At 67.9% G+C, this 13852-nt stretch carries 13 protein-coding genes and 4 pseudogenes; 8 read left to right on the top strand and 9 right to left on the bottom strand.

Features of this window, described 5'->3' with window-relative positions; genetic code table 11:
- The first annotated feature begins 577 nt into the window (after positions 1 to 577).
- Positions 578 to 1390 carry a DUF6193 family natural product biosynthesis protein gene (locus tag AB0J10_RS19955; protein ID WP_363063303.1) on the top strand — a complete coding sequence of 271 codons (813 nt, stop codon included), beginning with the start codon at positions 578 to 580 and terminating at the stop codon, positions 1388 to 1390.
- 18 nt (positions 1391 to 1408) lie between these two features.
- Here AB0J10_RS19955 and AB0J10_RS19950 read toward each other — a convergent pair whose 3' ends face one another.
- Positions 1409 to 2146: a transposase gene (locus AB0J10_RS19950; protein ID WP_363063393.1), complete on the bottom strand. Its 738-nt coding sequence runs from the start codon at positions 2144 to 2146 to the stop codon at positions 1409 to 1411.
- Positions 2147 to 2309: 163 nt separating this feature from the next.
- On the opposite strand from AB0J10_RS19950, the pseudogene AB0J10_RS19945 reads away from it, so the two are divergent.
- Positions 2310 to 2509, top strand: a pseudogene (locus AB0J10_RS19945) (DUF6207 family protein).
- A gap of 224 nt (positions 2510 to 2733) precedes the next feature.
- Here the strand turns inward: AB0J10_RS19945 and AB0J10_RS19940 are convergent.
- Complete coding sequence (locus AB0J10_RS19940; RefSeq protein ID WP_363063301.1) at positions 2734 to 3459, bottom strand: DUF4241 domain-containing protein; 726 nt, start codon at positions 3457 to 3459, stop codon at positions 2734 to 2736.
- A 281-nt stretch (positions 3460 to 3740) separates the two neighbouring features.
- Between AB0J10_RS19940 and AB0J10_RS19935 the strand changes: the two genes are divergently transcribed.
- From AB0J10_RS19935 to AB0J10_RS19920, 4 genes and pseudogenes are all read left to right on the top strand, one after another.
- Positions 3741 to 4187, top strand: coding sequence for a hypothetical protein (locus AB0J10_RS19935; RefSeq protein WP_363063299.1), 447 nt, complete (start codon positions 3741 to 3743; stop codon positions 4185 to 4187).
- A gap of 59 nt (positions 4188 to 4246) precedes the next feature.
- Positions 4247 to 4981, top strand: a pseudogene (locus AB0J10_RS19930) (IS256 family transposase); the annotation flags it as partial.
- A 55-nt stretch (positions 4982 to 5036) separates the two neighbouring features.
- Positions 5037 to 7135 (top strand): annotated as a pseudogene (locus tag AB0J10_RS19925) (ISAzo13 family transposase).
- Between the two features lie 7 nt (positions 7136 to 7142).
- A pseudogene (locus tag AB0J10_RS19920) lies at positions 7143 to 7610 on the top strand (transposase); the annotation flags it as partial.
- A gap of 220 nt (positions 7611 to 7830) precedes the next feature.
- Here the strand turns inward: AB0J10_RS19920 and AB0J10_RS19915 are convergent.
- The 6 genes from AB0J10_RS19915 to AB0J10_RS19890 form a co-directional block, all read right to left on the bottom strand.
- Complete coding sequence (locus AB0J10_RS19915) at positions 7831 to 8199, bottom strand: hypothetical protein (RefSeq protein WP_363063297.1); 369 nt, start codon at positions 8197 to 8199, stop codon at positions 7831 to 7833.
- Between the two features lie 25 nt (positions 8200 to 8224).
- Positions 8225 to 8812: a CYTH domain-containing protein gene (locus tag AB0J10_RS19910; RefSeq protein WP_363063295.1), complete on the bottom strand. Its 588-nt coding sequence runs from the start codon at positions 8810 to 8812 to the stop codon at positions 8225 to 8227.
- Between the two features lie 12 nt (positions 8813 to 8824).
- On the bottom strand, positions 8825 to 9487 hold the full coding sequence (locus AB0J10_RS19905; protein WP_363063293.1) for a class I SAM-dependent methyltransferase: 663 nt from the start codon (positions 9485 to 9487) through the stop codon (positions 8825 to 8827).
- Positions 9405 to 10046 (bottom strand): hypothetical protein, encoded by a 642-nt coding sequence (locus AB0J10_RS19900; RefSeq protein ID WP_363063291.1) that lies wholly within the window; start codon positions 10044 to 10046, stop codon positions 9405 to 9407. The genes AB0J10_RS19905 and AB0J10_RS19900 overlap by 83 nt, the downstream gene beginning before the upstream one ends.
- Positions 10039 to 10941 (bottom strand): radical SAM protein, encoded by a 903-nt coding sequence (locus tag AB0J10_RS19895; protein WP_363063289.1) that lies wholly within the window; start codon positions 10939 to 10941, stop codon positions 10039 to 10041. The genes AB0J10_RS19900 and AB0J10_RS19895 overlap by 8 nt, the downstream gene beginning before the upstream one ends.
- Positions 10942 to 11046: 105 nt before the next feature.
- A complete protein-coding gene (locus AB0J10_RS19890; protein WP_363063287.1) occupies positions 11047 to 11739 on the bottom strand; it encodes a haloacid dehalogenase-like hydrolase in 693 nt (230 codons plus the stop codon).
- Positions 11740 to 11834: 95 nt separating this feature from the next.
- Between AB0J10_RS19890 and AB0J10_RS19885 the strand changes: the two genes are divergently transcribed.
- Together AB0J10_RS19885 and AB0J10_RS19880 are read left to right on the top strand one after the other, a co-directional pair.
- Complete coding sequence (locus AB0J10_RS19885; RefSeq protein WP_363063285.1) at positions 11835 to 12608, top strand: XRE family transcriptional regulator; 774 nt, start codon at positions 11835 to 11837, stop codon at positions 12606 to 12608.
- A complete protein-coding gene (locus AB0J10_RS19880) occupies positions 12595 to 13062 on the top strand; it encodes an NUDIX domain-containing protein (RefSeq protein WP_363063283.1) in 468 nt (155 codons plus the stop codon). The genes AB0J10_RS19885 and AB0J10_RS19880 overlap by 14 nt, the downstream gene beginning before the upstream one ends.
- Here AB0J10_RS19880 and AB0J10_RS19875 read toward each other — a convergent pair.
- Positions 13050 to 13613 (bottom strand): HD domain-containing protein, encoded by a 564-nt coding sequence (locus tag AB0J10_RS19875; RefSeq protein ID WP_363063281.1) that lies wholly within the window; start codon positions 13611 to 13613, stop codon positions 13050 to 13052. The two genes, AB0J10_RS19880 and AB0J10_RS19875, sit on opposite strands and share 13 nt — an antisense overlap.
- Positions 13614 to 13852: the final 239 nt, after the last annotated feature.

The following is a 13852-nucleotide window of genomic DNA, read 5'->3' as shown; positions in this document are numbered from 1 at the left end:
TGAGCTGTTCGTGGAGGTCAGGAGACACGTTGTCGACGTACTCCTGTGAGTGGCCCTGGCAAGATTTCCGTGAAACCGGGATGTGCCACCGTGCGCAGGTGACGCAGCGTCATCGGTGGTGACGTCGAAGCAGGGCCATGAGGATGACGCGGTGGCGCAGTAGGGGGGACTCCGGCGCGGCCGGCCATGATCCGTTTCTGGAGCTTCAGGTCGGTGATGCGGCCTTCGTTGACGCCGGGTCTCGGGGTCGGTGGCCAACCGACCCCACGGCACCAGGGGCAGCTGCTCTTCCGGCATGGCGTCCTCCTCCCTCGCGGGCGCTGGAACGGCGCCCCCGTGCTTCCGGCTCACCATGGGGTCTGACCCAAGTTGTGTGGGCCGGTGACGCTGAGTTGAGACTGCGCCCTTCAGTTGGCACCTGACCAGCTCAGTTGGCCTCAGGAGCACCTCAGCTGGCACCGGGCGGTTCCTGCACGGCCTTGACCGGGTGCTTCAGCACCGTGAATGGAGCCGCCCAGGCCTCTGGCGCGCCATCCGCCTGCTCTGGGAATCGGCGACTCGGGCACAATCAGGGACCATGCCTACCCCTCCCGATCCCTCCGTCCTGTACCCCGACGTCGCGGCCTGCGGCAGCCTCGCCGCAGCGCTCCGGACCGAGGCGGACGGCTGCCTCGGTGCCGTCCCCGTTACGTCCCCGGACTTCGCTCCGCTGCGCCACGCGGCCGTCGCAAGTACCCTGCCGCACCGCGAGCCGCTGGCGATCAGCGCCTGGTCGCACGAACGGCGGTGGTCGATCCGCGGCGAGGAACCGTTCCAGAGCATGGCCCTCATCGACGGCAGGACGGACGACCTGGCGGAGGTCGCCAGGGCCGCCCGAGCGTGGCACGACGGGGCGCCCCTGGACGACATCCGACAGGCGGCACCCTTCGTGCACCTGACCGGCCGGTTCGAGGTGCCCGACAACGATCCCGCGCGCTTGACGGAATCCGAATGGCAGGGCAAGCGCCAGGAGGCGGCCGAACTGGAATACGCCTGGCGGGAGACGTACCACAAGCTGGTCGAGGCGGCGCACGCCGAGCCGGCGCTGCGCGTCCTCTACCCATTCACGAGCCACTGGGCACTGCGCTTCTCGACCACCACCCGCCCGAACCTGACCGTCGTCGGACCATGCCTGAGCGCCAACAGCGACGGCACGTACGGAGTGGGTAGGGGCTTCATCAGCCAGGACCTTGGCCAATTCGCCACGGCGCAGGAGGCCGTGGCAGTTGCAGTGCGCCAGCTGCCGTCCGGCCTCGGCCCAACCACGCTCGGCGGATATCCCGCCCGGCAAACGACTCGGTCGACAGCGCAGCAGCGGACTGCGCCGTACTTGGCGAACGGTGCCACCTGAGCTGCTCAGTCACATGAGTCAGGCGAGGAGGACGCGTTTCCGGAGGAGGGGGAATCCGGCGCGCCCGAACATCTGCCGTTTGAGCATCTTGATCCGGTTGACTGTTCCTTCGACGGGTCCGGAGTTCCAGTCGGTGGTGAGTCCCGCGGTGACCGCGTCGAAGTCGCTTTCGAGTCCGGCCGCGAAGGTGCTGATGCCGGGCAGGCTGGCTGTCATCGCCTCGGTGATCCACTCGGGCAGGCGCAGGCCGTTGAGCGTGGTGAGCATTTCTGCGAACGAGCTGGTCAGCTCGGCGGCGGAGGCCAGTTCCGGGATGCGGTCGAGGACTGCCTTGCGGTGGAGTTTCTCCTCTTCGGTCAGGGTTGCCGGGTGCCGGGTGAGCCAGCCGGTCACCTGCCGTACCGACGGTGGTGACGGGGCAGGGGTGAAGCCTTCCCGCTGGGGCAGGTCGCGGCGGACCCAGTCGCAGACGATGGAGTAATGGCCGCGGAAGCCTTGGGCGGTGATCTCCCGGAAGAGAGCGAGGACGGTCACTCTTCCACCTGTCTCGGCCCAGCGTGCGGCCAGGTAGGGCTTGAACGGGTCGAGCTTGCTCGGAAGCTGCCGTTTGCGCCCTTGACCATGTCCTGCCAGGACGCGGCGCGGGCGTATCGCTGCACGGTGTGCCAGCCCCAGCCCCAGATGCGCACAATTCGCCACCAGCGCCACGCACCTCTTCATCCAGGCCGGCAAGAACATCAGCGCGTACAAACTCACCAACCCCTGAGCGTCCCCGCGCCGCCGAGGATGGGGCTGCCGCGCAGGCCGCGTAAGCCGCGGTGCGGGATCAGCCAGGGCCCTGCACTGCTCCGTCCGGGTGGTCCCGCACGCCGGGGTGAACCACCGGACGTGAGGCAGCCGTCGCCCTCATAAGAAGGAAATCGACGCGCAGCACATCGCCGAGCCCGGTTTGGTCGTCCTCGACATCACCGCCGCGGACGAAGACACCCTCCGCATCGTGATGGACAGCCTGCAGCGGCAGTGGCCACCTCCGGCGTCACTCCGGCCTGGCGCACCCCGGGCCAGCCCGGCATCACCGCCCGGGTCCACGCCGACATCCGGCGACCCTGCGGGAAGTAGGGATCACTGTGTCCACGTGCGTCTGAGGGGCGAGGCTGGGGCTGTCGCCAATTGGCGACAGGCCCCCCGCCGCTCGGTGGACGGGTCCCACACGACTACAGGGCTGAGCGGAGCGCCCATGACGGGCCCGGCCACATACCTTTCCTCAGTCTGTTCCTCCCAGTGGAAGCGGGCAGCCATGTCTGGCTGCGCGACGTGCAGGACAGGGAGAGGCGGCAGCGACGTCATGCTTTGGCGTCGGCCATGCCACTGGTGACGACGATCGCGGCCACGTCGCCGGTCTCGGTCCGCCCCAACCAGACAACGCCGCCTGACTGTGCCGTGAACGTAACCAGATCGGCTTGTTGTGACTCGTCGCTGATCCGCTCGCAACCGTCCGGCAGCTGTCCGCTGTCACGCGGCTCCCAACGGCCATCCACACATGTGCGAAACGGCGCGGACAACGTCGTCCACGCGCCGGCGTCGGCGAAGCAGCCAACATTATGGTCCGCGCCGAACCGGGGATGCTCACCCGGCGGAAGCCGGTCGACGTCCTCGCCGACACCCAGGCCCATCTCCCACCCGACTACAGCAGCATCACTGATGCGCAACCGGGTCGCCGCGCACTCGACGCCATCGAAGTGTTCGCCGAAGAACTCGTACGGGCCCGCCGTCCACGCGATCTCCACTCGGTAGACGCCCGGTGGAATGCGCACCGCCAGCTCCCGCGGGGGCCTCGTCGGCAACCCACGCTCATATCTCCAGGTGTCGTCATCGTCCCACGGCGCATCCACCACAAGGCGGCCGCTGGGTACACGGATGGTCGTTACCTCCTCGATGCTCGTCACAACGACGGGTGTTGTCAGATCGTCGTACACCGTCCCCAGGTGAGCACCGGGCGTGAAAGCCGTCTCCAAGTACCAGGCGGCCTCAGGCCCGGCTGCCAGCCGCGCGTCCCCGACCCACTTCATGTCTCACCCTCCTCGCCGCCCGGCCGGGCGGTCAGCCGAAAGCTACGTGGGCCCGCTGACATCGACACTTCGCGCATCGTCACGATCCGTGATCGCTCCCCAAGATCTGTGCCAGAACCGAGTTTCGACAGCGGTTGTTCACCATCTCGGGAGGCATCCGGATTGGCCCTGGGGCGAGGTTTACGAGAACGGGAGTCACCTCAAACCCGCCGGCCAGCCGGGCCGAGGTGGGCGTCGGCTGGCCTCACGCCTGACGTCAGCGCGCCCCGTAGGGTGGTCTGATGTTCGATCGTTTGGAGATCAGGGTGTTGCCGCCGGGACCCCGGTTCGCTGCCCAGTTGCGGTTCTGGGTCACCGGCGAGGACGTGGTCGAGGCGGCGGTCGGCGAGGGCGGCCGCGGACCGTACGCGGCTGATGCGCTGCCGGCCGGCCATCCCAGCCCTCTCCGGGCGACCAGCGACGCGCGCCGCCTGGAGCTGGGGGAACGGGACTGCACCGGCGGCTGCTGCGGCTTCCTGACTGTGGTTGTGCAGCGGTTCGGGGAGATCGTGCAGTGGTCGGACTGGGAGGTTCCGTTGGGGACGGGGATGACAGCGCCCTACCCGCCGCCGGAGCTCCACTTCGATGCGCGTCAGTACGACGCCGGATGGTGTCCCGCCGAGTGGTGTAGCAGCGATCTCCGCATAGCCCCTGGTCATGAGGCGGCCATCGCGCAACTCTCCGAGTAGCGAAGCTCGTTGAGAGAGGTGACGCGATGGCCTTGTCCCAGCATGACTTACTCCGGCTGATGGAGTCACTGCGTACGGCGGACGGAATCGAGTTGATCAGGGTCCTGGCCCAGCGGAGCCTGCAGGAACTCATCGAGGCCGAGGCCACCGCCCACATCGGCGCGGAGCCCGGCGAGCACGCCGAGACCCGTACGACCTGGCGCAACGGTCACCGCGACAAAGTGCTGACCACGCAGGCCGGAGACCTGGACCTGGCCATCCCCAAGGTCCGCACCGGCACCTTCTTCCCCAGCCTGCTCGAACGCCGCCGCCGTATCGACCGGGCCCTTTACGCCGTCATCGTTGAGGCATACGTCCACGGAGTGTCCACCCGCAGCGTGGACGACCTGGTCAGGGCCCTGGGCGCGGACACCGGGATCTCCAAGAGCGAGGTCTCCCGGCTCTGCGCCGGACTGGACGCCGAACTCACCGCCTTCCGCACCCGCCCGCTGGACCACACCCGATTCCCCTACATCTACCTGGACGCGACGTACTGCAAGGCGCGGGTGAACCACCAGATCGTGTCCCAGGCCGTGGTGATCGCCACCGGCATCACCGAGGACGGCGGACGCGAAGTGCTGGGACTGATGGTCGGCGACAGCGAGACCGAGGCGTTCTGGAGCGAGTTCCTGCGCTCCCTGCGCGAACGGGGCCTGAACGGGGTCCGCCTGGTCATCGCCGACCACCACTCGGGTCTGGTCAAGGCCGTGCGCAAGGTCATGCTCGGCGCCGGCTACCAAAGATGCCGCGTTCACTGAAGCCGTAAAGAATCAAGGTGCTGCTTTACGAGTGTGGGCTCGTTGTCAGGGTATGGCGGTTCTGGAGGAAATACGTTCCCAACTCCACTGCAGGTTTTCGGTGTTGTTGCCGCATCTGAACGAGCGACAGCGGCGACTGGCCTTGGCCACCGAGGCCCGGCTGCTCGGGCACGGCGGCGTGCGGGCGGTGGCGCGGATTGCGCAGGTCAGCGAGACCACGGTGCGTCGTGGCGTGTCGGAGCTGGAAGCGGGGGCCGGGCCACTGCCCGGCGGCCGGGTGCGGGCGCCCGGCGGAGGCCGCAAGCGGCCGATGCCAACGATCCGGCCCTGCTCAAAGCCTTGTTGGGCCTGGTCGAGCCGGACGAGCGGGGAGATCCTCAGTCTCCGCTGCGGTGGACGACGAAGTCGCTGCGGAACCTGGCCGAGGAGCTGACCCGGCAGGGGCACCCGGTGTCCGCGCCGACGGTGGGTCGGCTGCTCAAGCAGGAGGGCTTCAGCCTGCAGGCGAACGTCAAGACCCTCGAGGGTGCCCAGCATCCCGACCGGGATGCCCAGTTCCGCTATATCAACGAGCAGGTCAAGCAGCACCAGGCCGACGGAGAGCCGGTGATCAGCGTGGACACGAAGAAGCGGGAGCAAATCGGACGGCTGCCCATGGCCGGCCGCGAGTGGCGACCCAGGGGCGAACCGGTCGAGGTGGAGGACCATCACTTCTTCTTCAGCGGCCCGGACGTTCAGCAGGCGATCCCGTACGGGATCTACGACATCGCCCGCAACACCGGCTGGGTCAACGTCGGTGTCGACCACGACACGTCGGTCTTCGCGGTCGAGTCCATCCGCCGCTGGTGGCGCTGTCGCGGCAGCCTGGACTACCCGAAGGCGTCACGGTTGCTGATCACCTCGGACGCGGGCGGCTCCAACGGTTACCGCTATCGGGTCTGGAAGAGTGAACTGGCTGCTCTGGCCGCCGAAACCGGACTGACGATCACGGTGTGTCACTTTCCTCCGAGCACAAGTAAATGGAACAAAATCGAGCACCGACTGTTCTCCCATATCACCCACAACTGGCGCGGCAGGCCGCTGACCAGCCACGACGTCGTCATCGAGACAATCGCAGCCACCCGCACCCGGGCCGGTCTGCGCGTCGAGGCCCACCTCGATACCGGCGACTACCCCACCGGCATCGCGATCAGCAAGGACCGCTTCGCCGCGCTGCCACTGGTCCGGCACGAAATCCATGGCCAGTGGAACTACACCCTGCTGCCCGAGTCCTCCGCGCCGCAGGCCCTGCCCGCCAGTGAGACGCGCGGCGTCGCCGACCGGCGCCGTGAACTTCTGGCCCGCCTGGCAGACCCGCGCCTGACCGGCATGAGTAGTACGGAACTCGCGGATCTGTGCACCGAGTTGGCGCCGCTGCAGGCTGCCCGGTCCCAGGAACGCTACAGCGAGCAGCGAGGTGGACGGGCCCGGCGGGCCACCGGCAATCAGCGGGCCAAGCCGCTGTTCGACGACGCCGCCCGGGTGATGCTCACCCTCCTCTACCAGCGGCAGGTCTGCTCGATGAAGCTGCTGGGCGACATGCTGGAGGTCACCCCCACCTGCATCGGCCACCTCGTCGCCGAGACCCGCCGGGTCCTGGAGGACCACGGCCATCAGCCCGGATACGCCTCCAGCCGGTTCACCACGGTGGACGCGCTGATGGCCTTCCTCGACACCGACCAGACCCCGACGCGCACCCGGATCATGCAGAGCTTGTCCCATCCACGGCTTACCGGCATGTCCCGCGCGCAGCTCGATGAGCTCACTCGCCGCCTCGCCCCACGCCAGGCCGCCCAGGTCGAACGTGCCTCCTACCAGCGCCGGGGTGCCGATCGCCAGCCAGGCAGCCGCGGCGGCGTCTTCCCTCAGAAGCTCGGAGACCGAGAGCGTGTCGTGGTCGCCATCCTCTACCTGCGGAAACTGTGCACCCTGGACGTCCTTGCCGATGCGCTGGGGGACGTAAGCAGGTCTTCGATCGGGAACTTCGTCCGGGAGATCCGGCCCCTGCTTACGGAAGGGGGACTCCTTCCGCCCCCGGCCACCACCCGCTACCGCACCGCCCCCGACCTCCTCGCCGCCGCCCGCGAAGAAGCCGACACACCGACAAGTTGATTCTTCACGGCTTCACTTCCTGCGCAACGTCTTCGCGATGATCCCGAAGGACTCCGCGGAAATGGTGGCCGCGACCATCCGCACGATCTTCGCCCAGCCTGACGCCGCATCCGTCCGGGCCCAGCTCGACACCGTCGCCGACATGCTCGGCCGCCAGTTCCCCAAAGTCAGGGCCATGCTCCTGGAGGCGAAGGAGGACCTGACCGCGTTCGCGGACTTCCCTGATCGGCACTGGAAGAAGATCCAGTCGACCAACCCGCTGGAGCGGATCAACCGCGAGATCAAACGCCGGACCGACGTCGTGCAGATCTTCCCCAACCCCGACGCCCTCGAACGACTCACCACCGCCGTGCTCATCGAGATGCACGACGAGTGGATCGCCTTCCCACGCCGCTACCTCCCCGAAGGCAGCATGGACAAGATCTACCCCAACAACGACCAGATCGGTCCGGCTACACCACCACAGGGGGCATGACCCAGCCGAGAGGAGCTGGAACGGCGCATCGCCGCCCTGGAAGAAGAGAATCAACCCTTCGAACCTCTGGCTGGGGGGGCCGGCGCCGCAGGTAGGGGGAAGCAACGGGCCCTTTTCTAGCGTAGTTCTCGGTCGAAGGGGTGCATGCCAAGACCCGCCCTGGTCACGTTGGCTCGCGCCGCGGGGGACGGCGGGGCACCTGGGTGACCAGGGCGGGGGCTTAGCCTCGGCGGAGGAACCTGCTCTGGCCCCGATGCTTGCCGGTCCTCCTGCCGGAGGTCGGCTGTCCCACTGCGGCGGCTTCGCTCGGCCGAGCGGAGCGTTCCGGCCGGTCCTTGCTGAGGAGGGACTGCCAGACCCGTTCTTGCAGCTCGTGGATGCAGGGGCCGCACGCGTACATCGGCGCCTGGGCGCCGGCGACTCTGGCGGGGCCGATCCACAGGACGCGCGTCCACCGCTGCCCGCAGTAGAGCCAGCAGAATCCGTCGACCCATTCGTTGCCGTCGTCGGTGGCCGCCGGTGCGGGCAGTCCTCCGCGGGCGAACTCGGCGATACCAGGGATCACCCTGTGCTGTAAGGCGACTTCCATCAGCATTGCTCGTCCGCCTCCGTCATCAATGGTTCGGGACCGCCGTAGCAGCGCCCTCTTGCTTCTCGGCGTCGGAGAACAGGAGGGTGGGCTCGGCGAGGATGTCGCGGCCGGCCTCGCTCTTGTAGATCTCGTCGACGCTGCCGAACCGGGCTTCGGAGTAGTCGAGGTCCAGCAGCGCGGCGGCCTGCCGCACCGACGCCTCGTCGGGCCCCTCGATCTCCAGGAAGGTGGGAAGGTCGGGCCAGGAGTCGAAGTCGAAGGCGACCTCGCCCAGGCGCCACTCCTCGCGGTAGTTCTCCTGGTAGCGCACCTCGGTAAGGCCGACCCGGCGCAGGATGTCGGCCATGGCATGTAGGTCGGCGACCACGGTCTCGATCTCCTTGGTGCCGTCGATCGTCGTGGCGTCGGTGACCTGCTTGAGCGTGAGCGTCGAGCGGGTGCCCTCGTCACGCAGCCGAATCCAGGCCCCGCCATCCAGGGAGTCGTTCTCGAAGATCTTGCGGGTGAGGAGCGTGCGGGGGAACGCCTGGACGGCGCCGAGGGCAGTCAGCTTGGCCTGGAGGCCTGCGGCGTCGACGGCCAGGAACTTCGCCTCGTACTCGTGCTTCATGGGTTTCCTCTCTCAGAAGTGGTCGGTGAGGGCGGACATCCGGGCTGCAATGAGCAGGCCCATGCGGTGGGTGTGGTCGTGCAGCTGACCGACGTGGGGCCGCTCGGTGAACTCGGTCGTGCGCAGGGTGAGCAGGACCTCCCAGTCGCCGAGGAAGTGGTAGCGAAGGCGCTCGGGAGAGGTGTAGTGCTCGATCATGTGGTGGCGTCTTTCGACGGGCATCATGAACTCCGCGCCGAACACACCGCCCGGGCGGACCAGGCGCTGCATGCGGTCGACGAACTCGGCGAGCGGGCGGTGGTGGTTGGCACTGTAGTGCCACGAGCAGCTCGTCCAGACCGCCTCGCACTGCAGGCCCAGGGGTTCGCCGTCGAGGAAGTCGTCCTCAACGACCTGTACGCGTTCGTGGAGTTCTTCGAGCTTCAGTCGATCGATCAGGCCCAACGCGTGTGCCTGGCTGTCACCCGGGAGGTGGACGTCGCCCCCGTGCAGGGCGACCGAGTCGCGTTCGACGGCGACGACGTGGTAGCCGGCGGCGGCGAGGGGCAGGACGAACTTGCCGTCGCTCGCGCCGACGACCGCGATGGTGGCGTCATGGGCGACGCGTTCCCGCAACGTGGCGAGGAACTGTGGGAAGAAGGTGAGGGTGTGCTCCCACAGGCTCTGTGTCGGCATGGGAGTGCGCTCCTTGCGTGTCGGTGTCCGTGATCACGCGGAGGACCTCGTCGGGGCTGCGCCCCGTGGTATCAACGCGGTGCATCGGGAACGAGGCATAGGCGTCCGTCACCCGGTGCGTGACGGTCTCGATCAGTGCGTCCCACCGCGATGCCGGCTTGTTTCGTCCAGCGAGGCGGCGCTGTCGTTCGTCGTCGTCGCAGACGAGGTGGTACGTGACGGGTGTCGGCAGCCAGCTCGGCAGGGTGATACCGAGATGGGCGCCCAGGGCCCGGTGGGTGGCGAGGCACCGGGCGAAGTAGCTCTCGACGACGACCGGGACGCCGGCGTCGAGATGGTGCTGGATTTCCTCGGCCGCGGTGAACAGCGCGGAAAGGTAGAGGCACATCCGCGCGTCGACGTTCGTCCGCTCGTCCACCGCGTGTCTGAGCGGCTGGTAGAGGGACGGGACGGTGGCGACGAGGACGGCTTGTCGGGCGGCGGCGAGCATCGGCGCCAGGGTGGACTTACCGGTGCCGCGTAATCCCTCCAGGCTCTCGAAACGCGGGTGATCAGGCACGGCCGTACACCACGTCCGGCACCGCGAGGGCCAGTTCGTCTGTGGCAGAGGGCTTGTGGACGATGCGGCCTTTCGCCTTCTCGTACCAGAAGGCGTGCGCGTCCTTGCCCACGGCCTTGCAGGACATGGTCAGCGCACCGCGCGGGTCGGCCTCGATGCGGTCGATCTCGCGAGGACCGTCGGAAGGTGCGCAGACCTGCGGGGCGCCGTGTTCGGAGAGGTCCTCGTCGACGATCACCTCCAGGGGGAGGTCGACCGACGCGAGCTCTCCGCGGAGCCGGCCGTAGGCGGAGGGGGCGGTGACCAGCAGCTCGGGGTGGTCGGCGGCGTTGCCGACCGGCCGCAGGTGGTGGAGCTTGAGTTGCCGGACCCCGAGTTGCGCCAAGACTCTTGCGAGAGGGAGGACCTCATCGATGTTCCGGGAGGTGACGGTCATGGTCGCGCCCGTCGATACGCCGAGGTCCCGCGACAGACTGAGCGAGTTCAGGGCGCTCTGGTAACTGCCCTGCCTGCGGATGCCGTCGTTGGTCGTTCCGACGCCCTCCAGCGAGACCCTGAGCATGTCCACGTGCGGAGCGATCTCGGTCAGGCGGCGCTCGATCCGGTACCCGTTGGTGCAGATCTCGACGCGCTGGCCCAGCTCCTCCTTGGCGTGGCGGACGACCCGCGGGAGGTCCCGGTGGACGAACGGCTCCCCGCCGAGCAGAGTCACGGCCTCCGTACCGTACTCGTCCCGCATCAGGGTGAGGAGGCTCGCGGCTTCCTCGGCGGTGAACGCGTCGGCGTACTGGAGCCGCTTGCCGTGGAAGCAGTGCAGGCACGTGAAGTTGCAGCGGTAGAGCAGCTGCAGGTACAGCATTCGGATCTTCCTGATCCCGGTGACTTCCCCGATCACATCGGCTCCTTCGGCTGACTGCCTGTTGGGAGCCTGATAGTGGCTTTCTGCCTGGGGACCGCGGCACCGCGTTCAGGGACGGTCTGAGGACGTCCTGGGACGTTTTCAGTGGCCGGCGAAGGACTCCAGGATGCCGAGGACGCGCTTCGTGTCCGACAGGTCGGGCAGGACGTGAGCAGCGCCGGCCGCGGTCAGTTCCTCCGGCGTGTGGATGCCGGAGGCGACGGCGAGGATCCCGGAGCCCGTGGTCAGAGCTGCTTCCACGTCACGGGGAGTGTCTCCCACCAGGACCGTGGGGACGTCAGCTGGAACACCATGAAGCCGCTGCGCGCGCTCGCGGGCGGCAGCGACCAAATGGGGACGGAGTTCAGCGTCCGCTCCGTAGGCGCCCACCGGTAGATCCAGCAGTGGGTCGAGGCCGAACGCGGACAGCTTCACACGGGCGTTTGCGGCGATGTTGCCGGTGAGGACGGAGGAGATCCAACCGCTCTGAGCGGAGGCGGCCTTCAGCGCCGTATCGGCGCCGGGCAGGGCGGTCCCGCGCCTGCGCAACTCCTCCAGGCGCGCTTCTCCCGCCTGGGCCAGCGCGGTCTCGATGAAGTGCCAGGCAGGTACGGGCAGCCCTTCGCGGACGAACATGTCGCGCATGATCAGTCGATCCGTACGCCCCTTGGTACGCGCCGGCTCCGTGGGCTCGCGCCCCGACAGGGCAGCGAAGGCAGCAGCGTAGATCTCCTTGCTCACCCCCGCGTTCTCGATGAGGGTGTGGTCGATGTCCCACAGGACGAAGAGCTCCATGTCGCCAGAGTAGGCAGTCGGCGAGGTTCCGCTTCAGCCACCGCGTCCCAAAACGTCCTTGCGCGATCACGCGGTGCGCCGATTCGATGGTTGCTGTGAACGACCGACTGCGCACTGTGCTCGGCCAACGCGGAGTCTCGCCCGACTCGCTTGCCGAGGTCTGCGAGGTAGATCCCAAAACGGTGAGCCGGTGGCTGGGCGGGCGGATTCCCCATGCCCGGCACCGCTTCCGCGTCGCGCGACACCTGCGCGTGGAAGAGACCTTCCTCTGGCCCGAGCCATCCAAGCGCCCCGGCCAGCCGCGGGACGGGTTAGGTACCGAACTGGTCGGCACCTACCAGAACAGGGCCAGCGTGCCCCGGGACGTCTGGCTCGCGCTGCTGCGAGAGGCTCGGCACGAGATCGGCGTCCTCGTCTTCTCCGGCACCTTCTTCGCCCAGTCCAACCCCCACGTCGCCAAGATGCTCTCCGAACGTGCTGCCGAGGGAGTGCGGGTGCGCCTGTGCTTCGGTGACCCTGACGGGCAGGCAGTCGCCATCCGGGGCCGCGAGGAGGGAATCGGCGACACCCTCGCCGCCAAGATCCGCGCCTCACTGACGTACTACCGGCCCCTGCTGGGCGACCCAGGGTGCGCCGTACGGCTCCACGACACCACCCTCTACACGTCCATGTTCCGCTACGACGACAACCTGCTCGTCAACCCCCACATCTGGGGACAACCGGCCAGCGCCAACCCCCTCCTCCACCTCAAGAAGGCGGACGGCACAGGGTGGTTCGACAACTACGCTCAGAGCTTCGACGCCGTCTGGGCCGCTGCGCGGCCATGGGCACCCGACCAGGAGAGGACCGCCGACCATGGGCAGGACTGAGTACTACAACGACCCCACCGCCCCGAAGGCGAACACCCTCATTCCGGCCAGCAACCTGCTCGTCGTCGACGAGACCGGCGCGATCCTCCTCCAGCGCCGCCGCGACACCGGCCAATGGGCGCTCCCCGGCGGGGCCCAGGACATCGGCGAAACCGCGGCCCAGTGCGCCGTCCGCGAGTGCTTGGAGGAAACCGGCATCATCGCCGAGATCACCGGCTTCCTCGGCGTCTACACCAACCCGAACCACATCGTCGCCTACACCGACGGCGAGATCCGCCAGCAGTACGAGAACACCTACATCGGCAGCCCCATCGGCGGGGCACCTACGATCAACGACGAGGCCGACGGCGTCCGCTTCATCCACCCGACCGACCTGGACCAGTACGACATCCACCCCAGCATGCGCCAACAGATCGGTGACTACCTCGCCGGCACCTACCCCTACCTCGGCTGAGCCGCCAGGACGGCCTCCACCCGCCCCACAGCGCCGAAGATCTCCGGAGCGGCCCGGCGGATGAACCGCCCGACCACACTGTCGTCTCCGTATCGACCAAGAATCTCTGCGACACGCTCCTCGGCAGTCGTAGGGCCGCCGTCGGGAGTGGTCGTCATGTCGCAGTACACGAGCGCGTCCACCAGCAGACGCTCCTCCAGCAGGGGGAACTCGCTCGCGAGTTCCCCCCGCAGCCCCCGCTCCTCGGCTTCCAGAAGCGCGAACGAGTGGTTGGCCACCAGCCGTACCAACCGCTCGTCAGCCCCATGCTCGTCCCGAAGGAACCGCGCTCCGTCCAGTGGATGGAACCCCGTCACGGCCAGCCGTGGCGCGTACCCGACGTCGTGCAGCGTGGCGGCAGCGACGAGGAGGCCGGCGTCCTCGCCGAGAACCTGACCTACTTTGACCGCGCGTTTGGCCACTCCCTGCGTATGTGCCCACCTCCGTGGAAGCGTGCTGCTGAGCTCGGCCTCCGCGACGTGGGTGGCCCATACCTCGGTCAGATCAACCATGCGAGCTCTCTGCCCGGGGCGTGGACCGCACAAGCCTGGCCAAGGGCAGGGTTCGTCTCGGCTCCGACCGAGGCTGGCCACACCCGTTTAACCACAGATCAAAGATCAGTTTCGTACTTCCCACCTGCCATTAGGCTTTTCGCTTGTGGTGATTCGACACAGCAGGCACGCACCACGGCCCGTGTAGCGCGGAATCCCCTGAGCGCGACAAATCTGCCGTACGACACCTCCATGAAGGT

It is taken from the genome of Streptomyces sp. NPDC049887, from assembly GCF_040656535.1.
GTDB lineage: Bacteria > Actinomycetota > Actinomycetes > Streptomycetales > Streptomycetaceae > Streptomyces.
The sequence above is the reverse complement of the archived record's forward strand: the minus strand, read 5'-3'. Positions and strand labels throughout refer to the sequence as shown.